Annotated in this window: 11 protein-coding genes; 5 read left to right on the top strand and 6 right to left on the bottom strand. The window is 61.1% G+C overall.

Features of this window, described 5'->3' with window-relative positions; translation table 11 throughout:
• Position 1: 1 nt before the first annotated feature.
• The 5 genes from M3498_18250 to M3498_18230 form a co-directional block, all read right to left on the bottom strand.
• Positions 2 to 1,648 carry a methylmalonyl-CoA mutase family protein gene (locus M3498_18250; GenBank protein ID MDQ3461209.1) on the bottom strand — a complete coding sequence of 549 codons (1,647 nt, stop codon included), beginning with the start codon at positions 1,646 to 1,648 and terminating at the stop codon, positions 2 to 4.
• Between the two features lie 190 nt (positions 1,649 to 1,838).
• The gene (locus M3498_18245; GenBank protein MDQ3461208.1) at positions 1,839 to 2,141 is read right to left on the bottom strand and encodes a hypothetical protein; all 303 of its coding nucleotides are present in this window, start codon (positions 2,139 to 2,141) and stop codon (positions 1,839 to 1,841) included.
• Positions 2,134 to 3,168: a hypothetical protein gene (locus M3498_18240; GenBank protein ID MDQ3461207.1), complete on the bottom strand. Its 1,035-nt coding sequence runs from the start codon at positions 3,166 to 3,168 to the stop codon at positions 2,134 to 2,136. The genes M3498_18245 and M3498_18240 overlap by 8 nt, the downstream gene beginning before the upstream one ends.
• A gap of 11 nt (positions 3,169 to 3,179) precedes the next feature.
• Positions 3,180 to 4,085, bottom strand: coding sequence for a DUF4032 domain-containing protein (locus tag M3498_18235; GenBank protein MDQ3461206.1), 906 nt, complete (start codon positions 4,083 to 4,085; stop codon positions 3,180 to 3,182).
• Positions 4,086 to 4,177: 92 nt separating this feature from the next.
• A complete protein-coding gene (locus M3498_18230; protein MDQ3461205.1) occupies positions 4,178 to 4,861 on the bottom strand; it encodes a metallophosphoesterase in 684 nt (227 codons plus the stop codon).
• A gap of 278 nt (positions 4,862 to 5,139) precedes the next feature.
• Between M3498_18230 and M3498_18225 the strand changes: the two genes are divergently transcribed.
• Both M3498_18225 and M3498_18220 read left to right on the top strand, forming a co-directional pair.
• Positions 5,140 to 7,074, top strand: coding sequence for a S8 family serine peptidase (locus tag M3498_18225; protein ID MDQ3461204.1), 1,935 nt, complete (start codon positions 5,140 to 5,142; stop codon positions 7,072 to 7,074).
• A 48-nt stretch (positions 7,075 to 7,122) separates the two neighbouring features.
• A complete protein-coding gene (locus M3498_18220) occupies positions 7,123 to 7,449 on the top strand; it encodes a hypothetical protein (protein ID MDQ3461203.1) in 327 nt (108 codons plus the stop codon).
• 137 nt (positions 7,450 to 7,586) lie between these two features.
• On the opposite strand, the gene prfB is transcribed toward M3498_18220, so the two are convergent.
• Positions 7,587 to 8,676 (bottom strand): peptide chain release factor 2 gene (prfB, locus tag M3498_18215; GenBank protein MDQ3461202.1). Its coding sequence is split into 2 segments (ribosomal slippage): positions 7,587 to 8,630 and positions 8,632 to 8,676, totalling 1,089 coding nucleotides; the frame shifts between segments, so codons are not numbered across the junction.
• 137 nt (positions 8,677 to 8,813) lie between these two features.
• On the opposite strand from prfB, the gene M3498_18210 reads away from it, so the two are divergent.
• The 3 genes from M3498_18210 to M3498_18200 all read left to right on the top strand — a co-directional run.
• Positions 8,814 to 9,137: a hypothetical protein gene (locus M3498_18210; GenBank protein ID MDQ3461201.1), complete on the top strand. Its 324-nt coding sequence runs from the start codon at positions 8,814 to 8,816 to the stop codon at positions 9,135 to 9,137.
• Positions 9,138 to 9,146: 9 nt separating this feature from the next.
• Positions 9,147 to 9,980, top strand: a complete 834-nt coding sequence (locus M3498_18205) for a nitroreductase family protein (protein ID MDQ3461200.1) — start codon at positions 9,147 to 9,149, stop codon at positions 9,978 to 9,980.
• Positions 9,977 to 10,371 (top strand): stilbene synthase (locus M3498_18200; GenBank protein ID MDQ3461199.1); only part of this gene is annotated, 395 nt, incomplete at its 3' end. The genes M3498_18205 and M3498_18200, both read left to right, overlap by 4 nt.

The following is a 10,371-nucleotide window of genomic DNA, read 5'->3' as shown; positions in this document are numbered from 1 at the left end:
TCTAGACCAGCACCGGCTCCTCGTAGACGCCGTAGACCTCACGCAGGATGTCCATCTGCTCGCCCAAGGTGCAGTAGGCGTGGGCGCAAGCCATAAAGGCGGGCATGGTGTTGTGGCCGTGCTTGGCGGCCTCGCGCAGTCCCGCCAGCGCCGCCTTTGCGGCCACGCCGTCGCGCTCGCGGCGCACCCGGGCCAGGCGCGCTTCCTGGACGCGCTCGACCTCCTTGTCGACGAGCAGCAGGGGAATCTCGGCGCTGTCCTCGATGAAGGAGTTGACCCCGACGATGACGCGCTCCTTCGAATCGATCTCGCGCTGCTGCTGGTAGGCGGCGTCGCCGATCTCGCTAGCGAAATAGCCCGCCTCGATGGCCGCCTCGACGCCGCCCAAGCTGTCGATCTTCTCGAAGTAGTCCAAGCACTGCCGCTCCATCTCATCGGTCAGGGTCTCGAGGTAGTACGAGCCCGCCAGCGGGTCCACGGTGCTGGTCACGCCGGTTTCATAGGCGATCACCTGCTGGGTCCGCAAGGCGATCTTGGCGGCCTCTTCGGTCGGCAGCGCCAGCGCCTCGTCGTAGGAGTCGGTGTGCAGGGAATTGGTGCCGCCCAGGACCCCGGCGAGCCCCTGGATGGCGACGCGGGCGATATTGACCAGCGGCTGCTGCGCGGTCAAGGACACCCCGGCCGTCTGCGCGTGGGTGCGCAGCATCCAGCTCTTGGGGCTCTTGGCGCCGTAAACGTCCCTCATCTGCCGCGCCCAGATGCGCCGGGCGGCGCGGAACTTGGCGATCTCCTCGAAAAAGTCGTTGTGGACGTTGAAGAAAAACGAGATCCTGGGCGCGAACTCGTCGATGTCGAGGCCACGCGCAAGGGCCTTGCGCACATAGTGGATGCCGTCGGCCAGGGTAAAGGCCAGCTCCTGCACCGCCGTCGAGCCTGCCTCGCGGATGTGGTAGCCCGAGACCGAGATGAAGTTCCACCTGGGCACATGCTTGGGCCCCCACTCGAAGGTGTCGATGACCAGCTCGACCGAGGGCGCGGGCGGAAAGATGTACTCCTTTTGGGCGATAAACTCCTTTAGGATGTCGTTCTGGATGGTGCCGCCCAGCTTGGTCAGATCGGCGCCCTTCTTCTCGGCATTGACCAGATACATCGCCCAGACAGCGTTCGCCGGCGAGTTGATGGTCATCGAGGTGGTCACCGCCTCGGGGTCGATGCCGTCGAAGAGCACTTCCATGTCGGCGAGCGAGGACACCGCCACCCCGCACTTGCCGACCTCGCCGACGCTGAAGGGGTGATCGGCGTCGTAACCCATCAGCGTCGGCAGGTCGAAGGCGGTGGACAAACCGTTCTGTCCGGCCCCTAGGAGCTTTTTGAAACGCTCGTTGGTCTGCTCGGCGCTGCCGAAGCCGGCGAACTGCCGCATCGTCCACAGCCTACCGCGGTACATCGACGCCTGCACCCCGCGGGTGTAGGGAAAGTCGCCGGGGTAGCCGAGCTTCTCCCCGGGGTCGAAGCCCTCGAGGTCGTCTTGGGTATAGATCGGGTCGGCTTCGATGTCCGAGAGGGTGCGGGTCGGGTAGTCGCGCTCGGGAAGGCGCTCGGTGGCCTCCCTGTAGTCTTGGTCCAGCCAGTCCTTTTTTGTCTTCATCTTTGTCTTCATCAGGGTCCTCCATTCCTGAGCATGAGGGGTAAGACGCTTTGCAGCGATTATAGCGCCTGCACAGCTGTCTACCGTGCGCCCATACGCCCTCTCGTTGTACTTCTTGGTCTTCCGTGCCGATTAGTCCTCTGTGCGGATTGGTCCTCTGCGCCGGCCCAGCGAGCGCACGAATATCCTCTCAGGCAAAAGCGAAGTCGCCCGCCCCGAGAAGCCAGCTCTCGCCCGTCGCCGGGTCGTAGTCGAGCAGGAGATGGGTGGCGCCCTCGGGTAGGCCGAGAAAGAGCGCGGCCGGCAGGGGCTCGTGAACCACCTCGGCGCCGCCCAGCTCATCGGCGGCCTGCTGCGCGCGCGCCGCTGTCGAGTAGACGAGCATCGCGCCCCTATCGCCGACCTGCATGACCGGGTGCCAGGCGTCTTCGTCCAAACGGCGCAGGATGTAGACGCCCGCCCCCGCCAGGCCCTTCAGGTCGGGTTCAGCCATCAGCCGAGAAGGGCAAGGCCGTCACCCTTGCGCTCACCCCGCCCGCGGCGAGCTGAGCCGAGGGCCCCAGGTCTTTGCGCAAGACCGCCAGGCCGATGACGCCGAAGTCGGGATGGTGAACGGCGTGGCCGCGCCGGCCCACCGCCTTGCCGTCTAAGTAGACCTCGCGGTCCGAGGGGTCGGGCGCCGCCTCGTAGCGGAGGCCGGCGAGCCCGCGGCGGACGTTGCCGCGCGCCTCGATGCGGGCCATGATCTCCTGGCCCAGGTAGCAGCCCTTGCGGTAGGAGACGGCGAAGTCTAGCCCCGCCTCCTGCGGCAAGACGCCCTCGCCCCCTTCGCTCGAGGCCTTGGCGATGCCCGCGGCAATGCGCGAAGCCTCGAGCGCCTCCTCGCCGGCCGGCACCGCGCCGCCGCGCCGCAAGGCCCCGAAGAGCGCGCTGGCGTCCGCGGCCAGGACGTGCAGGTCGTAGCCGCCATGCTCGCCGCGCTGAGCGGGCAGGACGAGAAGCTTGGCCGAGGCGAAGGGCGGCTGAACAGAGTAACCCGGCTCGAGCGCCCCCAGGTCGAGAACCGTTTGCAGCACGCCCGAGGCTTGGGGACCTTGCAAGGTCAGGCTGAGAATCGTTCCCGTCAGGTCCAGCAGCTCGACCTGGTCGAAGACGATGTGCCGCCTAAAGTGATCCAGCACCAGGGCGCCCGCGCCGTCCTCGACCGCCAGGTAGAGGTCGTCCTCGCGGCGGCAGACCCGCATCTGGGCCAGGGCGTGCCCTTTGACATTCAAGAGCAGGCTGGTGTTCTGCTGCCCCTCCGTCAGCCGCTTGACCTCGTTGCTGACCTGGCCGTGGATAAAGTCGAGGCGGTCGGCGCCGCCGGCGCGAAGCGGGGTCATGCCCAAGAGCGGCACCAGGGCCGCTCCGCTGCGAAACGCCCCCGACTCGGCCTCGGCTTGCCCAAAACTCTCGCAGCGGCCGGCCGCGAGCCGCGCACCCTGTTCCTGCAAAAACGCCGGGAAATCCGTTGTCGTCATGCTCGTTCTCCTTAATCTACGCTGCCGTGCCAGCGCTGCTTGGCTCTCAGCCACAGGCGGCGCAAGATGGCGGGCGAGAACTGCCGGGCGAAGTCCACGGCCGCCCTTTCCGAGCCCACGTCCTCACCGTAGCGCTCGGTCAGGTAGTAGCGGTGGTCCATGATCCAGAGGTAGAGGTCGGCCTCGGTGCGGCCGGGAAACCTGCTCAGGACCTCGTGCTCGCGCGCCTCATCGACGACGCGCCGGTAGAGGCGGTCGTACCAGGAGCCCACCGCCTCGTCCCAGGGCACCGCGCGGCCGAACTTGAGGCCCAAAAAGTACTGCCGGGTGCGGATGTGGTCCAGGAGGATGTCGTAGCGCCCCGGCACCGTGAAGAGGATCTCGTAGTGTTCGGGCCGCACCGCGTGCAGCTGGGTTTGCTCCAGAAAGTGCGCGTACTCGCCCTTGATGATGAGGTCCTTGAGGGAGTCGTCGGGGTCCAGGGAGACCGGAATCTTGAGCTCGATGAGCTCGGCGTCGATGAACTTCTGCCCCGTCTGCCGCGCCACCGAGACGCGGTGGTGGCCGTCCTTGACGAAGTAGATGTCGCCCACCTTGTAGACGCTGATGGGCGGCAGCTCCTTGCCCTCGAGCCCGGCCGCGCGGATGCCGATCCAGCGGTCCATGGTGTGCTGCAGGCGCGGCAAGAAGTAGTGGTCGAAGTCGCGGTAGCGGTCGACCGAGCCGACGATCCGGGCTATGGGAATGGCCTCGAGGCCGCCGTAACGCTCCGAACTGGGGATGAGCTCGCGCACCGCGCTGAAGGGCAGGAGCTCGTTGGGCAGCCCGCGCAAGTCGGCGACGACCTGATGCCAGAAGGCGCGGCTACGCGCGCGCTCCGCCTCGTGTCTGGCCCGATCTTGAAGAATTCGGCTCACCTTCCTCCGCCTGCCAGCTTAGCCCCCTTTGCCGAGGATAGGTGAAGAAGGGTTACAGAGTAGCCGTCAGCCCATCTCGTCAGCCCGTCTGCTCAGCCCGTCTGGTCAGATGCTGGCCGCTTCCTCGGGTCGCGCGCCTCGCCTGGCCCGTGCTCGAGGTCGATGAGCGTAAAGTCGTAGCCGTTGACGACGCGCACGCCCTCTAAGCTCAGGTACTCCCTGGGGGCGTTGGCGCCCTGGAGGTGGACGTGGCCGTGGACATGCAGCTTGGGCCGCCAGCGCGCCGCGAAGCGGTTGAAGGCTGGAAACCCGCGGTGGGGGTAGTCGTCGCCCTCGTGCGGCCCCTTGGGCGGGGCGTGGCTGAGGAGAACGTCCACCGCCCGGCCGTAACGCCACTTGTTGAAGAGCAGCTTGGGCGCCAAGCGGTAGGTCATCATGCTCATCTCAGCCTCGCCGTACTGGTGGGCTCCCGGCCGGTAGCGGGCGCTGCCCTCGAAGCCGGCGACGATGAGCCCACCCACCTCGAGCACGCGGCCGTGGACGTTGACGCAGCCGCCGGGCAGATGCTTTTTTCCCTCGGGGTCGCGCAGGTAGCCGTCGCCGTGGTTGCCGAGCACGTAGAGCACCGGCACCTGCACCTTGGTGGCGACGAACTCGAGCAGGTAGCCGGGCATATCGCCGGCGCTCAGAACCAGGTCGAAAGGCGGCAGGTTCTTCGGAAAGTTTTCCGAGTAGATGATCGGCGACACCTCGTCGGCAATGGCCAGAATCTTCACGTCGCTTCATATCCTAACTTGAAGGCATGATTCAAAATGGGGTCTTGACAAAAGGGGGTACTTGAAACGTGCAGTCTGAAAACCAAGTGAAATGAGTTGGCAATGAGTTTATCATTACGGAACCATGAGGTATATTACAAAACTTGCTCACATTTTTCTAAGAAGTTAAAAATATTATAGAAAAATGAGATTAAAAGAAAGGGGTAAAAAGCCACTACTGTTTATCTATATCACTAGCTTTAGGCGCAAATGCTATACAAGCTTGGAGGAGGAGAGTAATGTCTATGACGAAGCATCCTATTCGAGATCGTGCATCTAAACACTTAGCGCTCCTTATCCTGATTTTGTTGCTCACCTCTTGTCAAAACAGTCGAACATCTATCGACAAACTTGAGCCTATTGATCTAATGAATTTCTCTACTTTCCCCGAGGAAAAGGAAGATCCTTTCAATTATTTATACACTGCCGAAATTAGGAACGGAGAGATAATAGGTACAGATGTTAGTGAGCTTTCTCCAAGCGTATTTTCTTATGGACTTTTGGATACAGATTTCAAGGAGGATAGATACCAAGAACAACTGCCGGAACGCATTCATCCTTTACTTAAAGAACGTATAAATAATCTGTCGACCCAAGGTATTCGCGAAACAGAGCGAATTATTATTAATTTTCGCGATGATATTCAAATTCCTCGCTTTCCCCAACTAGATGCGCAAGAATCGCCAGAATCGGAATCAAATCGTAGGGTGATAACCCGTAATGAAGAATTAATAAGGCAAATCCAAGAAAGTCGAGCCGCAGACTACGAACGTCTGAGCAGAGAGCTCAATAGACAATACAATGCTAAAGTTGTACAGACATTTTGGCTTATTAAGTCGATTGTTGTTGAAATGCCTTTGGAAAATGTAGCTTCGCTGTTAACCCGACAAGATGTGCTTTACATTCAGCCAGAGCTCTTCATTTCACCACCAGCAACCGTAGCTGATGGTCGGGCACTTATTAACAGTAACTGGTACTTCGATTTAGGTAGGCAATATGGATATATTGCACTAATTGATACTGGCTTTCGGAAATCACATACTCTACTGCAACATCCTTCTACACCTCCATTGTACCATGACCATGTTCATTATGATTGCTTTAATGGAACTGACTGTCAAAAGGTGACGAACTGGCGCGATCCGTGCAATCACGGTACTTCTAGTGCTGGTATTATTACTGGCAATAATAATTTGGGAAACAAATACCGCGGCGTGACCGCGATTCCATTGATTAGCTTGAATATGTACTCAACGAGTACCTGTCTCGGCTCTACTAGCGCTGCGGTTATAGCATTCGAGAGAGTAATTCAATACGGTGGTAGCATAATTGTCGCAGAAATGCAGTTTCGATGTGGGCAAAGTTGTAACGTTTCACTTACTGCCGACCGTGCTTTTGATGCCGGCAAGATAGTCATTGCCGCAAATGGTAACCATGGCGATCCTGGAGCTGACAATTACCCTGTGGCGTCACCAGCCAATGCACACAAGGTTGTCGGCGTAGGTGCGTATTTTATAAGCTCAGGAGACACCCCAAGCTACCAAAGCAGAGGGCCGGCTGAAGATGGTCGGATTAAACCTGACATTCAGGCCCCAACTTCGACACAAACAGCTAGTAGCACGAATGACACTGCGCTAAGAACTTTTGGAGGTACCAGCGGATCTACACCTTACGCGGCTGGAGCAGCAGCATTAGTGCGAAATTTTTTAGACTATCAAGGTCATGGAGCTAATGACCCCGGTTACACCTATGCTTTTCTAATCTCTTCGGGTCAGAACACTCCTCCGTTTAACAACACCACTGGGGCTGGACATCTGCGCTTGCACGGCTCTTACAATTTTGGCGGATACAACTTTGTCGGTTGGGGGAAAGTTTCAGTTGGACGTGGGCAGATAGTCAATATTCCAATAAATCTAAGTAGTACCGGATACAAAAGTGTTAAAGCCGGCCTCTGGTGGCCTGAATCAGTCAGTCAGAGTCATAATAACATCGACTTATATCTAGTTGATCCTAACGGTGTCGTTCGAGCCTCCAGCACTGAAGGACCCAGTGTTTTTGAGCGGGCACAGGTAAACGGCTCTATCATCAGTGGAAGCTGGACACTACGTATTCGTGGAACCGATGTACCAACAGGTTCCCAGACAGTTTACTACGTAGGTGGGGGCGCACAGTAGGAATGACAAGTTATCGTCCTTTGTCACCCAATATTATGGAGGTTAGCAATGAACATTAAAATTGCTTTTTTTGTTCTAGGTTTAATGCTTTTAGTAGCCTGTCGCATTACACCAACGGAAGCAGCGCTTGCACCACTGGAATGCACCCCACCCGTGGTGCCTGGCGAATATACCGTTATTCTTCGTGACCAGGCAGACGCGCTGAGTTTGGCAAACAAGACTATAGAACGATATGGGGGAGAACTCTTCCGTATCATTGATTTCGCATTTACCGGTTTCGACGCGGCACTACCCGATGAGGCCGTGAACGCCCTGCGCAAACATCCGGACGTCGAACGCATCCAATGTAATCTGTTGACTTCCCCTCCCGGCTGACTTTTTGTCGGACTGCCTTCTGGAGAGGATTGCCAAGCTTGCTCACCAAACCGGGAGACAACTGTTACCGGGAAACAACTGTTATACGTTGTTATGCGTTGTTGTCTCCCAAATGTTTACTTTAGCGACCGCTAGACTCAGGCTGTCACCCCCTGCTGCGCCTGCCACTCGAGCCCGCTCCAGATCAGGCCTTCGATGTCGCCGTCCAGGACGTTGTCGGGGTCGTGACGCATGTCGCCGCTTCTATGGTCCTTGATGTACTGCTTGTCGAGCACGTAGGAGCGGATCTGCGAGCCCCATTCGATCGCCTTTTGAACGCCCCTCACCTGCATCTGCTCGTCTAGGCGCTTGCGCTCCTCGCGCTCGAAAAGACGACTTCTCAAGACGGTCATGGCCTTCTCACGGTTCTTGATCTGCGACTTGCCGTCTTGGCAGGTCACCACTATCTCGTCCGAGCTGCCCGGCTTGTAGACCACCCGCACCGCCGAGTCGGTGGTGTTGACCGACTGGCCGCCGGGGCCGGACGAGCGGTAGACGTCGACGCGGACGTCCTTGGGGTCGATGGCGAGCTCGATGGCGTCGTCGATCTCGGGCATGACCTCGACCGAGGCAAAGGAGGTGTGGCGGCGGTTCTGGGCGTCGAAGGGACTCACCCGCACCAGCCGGTGGACGCCGCCCTCGACGTGCAAGAGGCCAAAGGCCCGCTCGCCGCGCACGATGAACTGGGCGTAGTCGACGCCGCCGCCCGAAGCCTCGTTGGTGACCACGTCCAAAATCTCGACGGTGAAGCCCTGGCGCTCGGCGAAGCGGCGGTACATCCGCAAGAGCATGCCCGCCCAGTCCGAGGACTCGGTGCCGCCCGCGCCGGGTTTGACGGTCACAATCGCCGCGGCGTCGTCGTAATCCCCCGAAAAGAGCGTCTCGCGGTAGAGGGCGTCCAGGGTGGCGTCTATGGCCTGCCCTTCCCCCTCGAGCTCTTCCTTTTCTTCCTCCGAGGCCATGTCGAGGAGCTCGGCGAGGCCCTCAATGTCGCCTTCGAGACGCGAGTAATCACCGACCACCCGGCGCAGGCGCGCCGCCTCCCGGCTGACCAGCCGAGCGTTCTCGGGGTCGTCCCAGAGCTTGGGGTTGTTCAGCTCGGGCTCGAGCGCTTCCAGCCGCGCCCTTTTGCCAGCGACGTCAAAGATACCCCCGTAGCGCGAGAAGTCGTTCCTTTTGCTCTTTCATGGTTTGTTCTTTCATGGTTGCCTCCTGGGGCCGAGGGCGGCCCGAGGCTCCACTCTAACAGGACGGGGCGGAAAGGCGAGTCGCCAGGCGAATGGCGCTTACGGTCTCTCCTTGAGACGCTGGCTATACTGGATAGTGTGACCCCCGGGCTGCCGCTCGCCACTCTCGCCGCCTCGCTCTACGGCTTCAACCTGCTTCTCGGGCTGGCGACGTGGCGGCGCTGGCGCGGTACCCAGCGTCTTCACGGGGTTCATCACGCCCTCTACGGCTTGAGCGCCTTGGCGACGCTCCTGGCCCTTGGCCAGGCCGCGTGGGGTCTCCTGCCCCACGCCCTCGGCCTCGCCGTGGTGGCGCTGGCCTTGGCGCTCTTTCCGGGGGCCAGGGGCGGTAGCCGCCGGCATGTGGGGCTGGCGCTGCTCGGGCTGGGCGGTCATCTTGTGAGCTTTGGCTTGCTGTGCTAGGGGGACGCTGTGGATATTCTTGAGGCTATCTTCGCGCGCAAAACCACCAACACCGCCTTTCGGCCCGACCCGGTCACGCTGGAACACCAGCATCTACTTATCACGGCCGCGGGCGCGGCGCCCAGCCACTTCAACTCGCAGCCCTGGCGCTTTATCCTCATCGAAAGGCGCGAGACCATCGAAACGATCGCCGGGATTTCCGGGCGCTCGATGCGCCGCCTCCTCGAGCAGGGCCTCTTCTGGGAACGCTATCGGCCCTACTTCCGCTTCAGTGAGGGCGAGATGGCCGCACGCCGCGACGGCATCCTGATCGACCACCTGCCCGCGCCGCTCAAGCCCTTCATCAAAGGCGCCTTGAGCCCGCAGGGGACCCGACTGATGACCAAGATCGGCGTGCCCAGGCTCTTGGCCGAGGACAACCGCAAGCTGGTGGCGGGCTCGCCGCTCGTCTTGGCGGTCCTTCTCGACAAGCGCGAGTACAAGCCGGAGGCGCTGTCGGGTTTCTACTCGCTCTTCGGCCTGGGCGCGGCGGTGGAGAACATCTGGCTCCTGGTCGCCAGCCTCGGCATGGGCATCCAGTTTATTTCGGCGCCGATGGAGGTCCCCGCGGCCTGGGAGGAGATCGGAGGCCTGCTCAAGGTGCCCGAAGAGCTAAAGCTGATGGCGCTCTACCGCCTCGGCTACCTGCCCGAGGCGGGAACGCGGCCGAGCATCGACTGGAGCAGCCGCCAGCGCAAGACGGTCGCGCAGCTCGCCTGCCGCGAGGTCTGGGGGGAAGCCGAGCGGGAGGCGGAGCAGAGACCCGCGCCGGCCGCCACCAGCCAAACGAGGAGTTTGCCTTGACCACCCCCCCGCCGACGGTGCGCGGCCTGGCTACCGCCGTGCCGCCCTTTAAGCTCGAGCAAGCCGAGGCCAGAGCGCTCGCCCGCCACCTCTTCGAGGGTGCCTTTAGCGACGTCGACCGCCTCTTGAGCGTCTTCGACAACGCCGGCATCCAGAGCCGTTATGTGGCCCGGCCGCTCGAGTGGTTTGGCCAAGCGCACACCTTCGAGGAGAAGAACGCGGTCTACGCCGAGGTCGGCTTGGAGCTCGCCTGTCGGGCCGCCTGCCGGGCCTTGCGGCGCGCGGGTGCGGACGCCGGCGAGGTGGGCGCGGTGGTCTTCGTCTCGAGCACCGGCCTGGCCACGCCGAGCCTGGACGCCTACCTGATCCAGCGCCTGGGCCTGCCCAGAAG

This window comes from Deinococcota bacterium, from assembly GCA_030858465.1.
In the GTDB taxonomy this organism is placed as follows: domain Bacteria; phylum Deinococcota; class Deinococci; order Deinococcales; family Trueperaceae; genus JALZLY01.
Note: the sequence above shows the minus strand (reverse complement) of the source record. Positions and strands in the feature narration are given on the sequence as shown.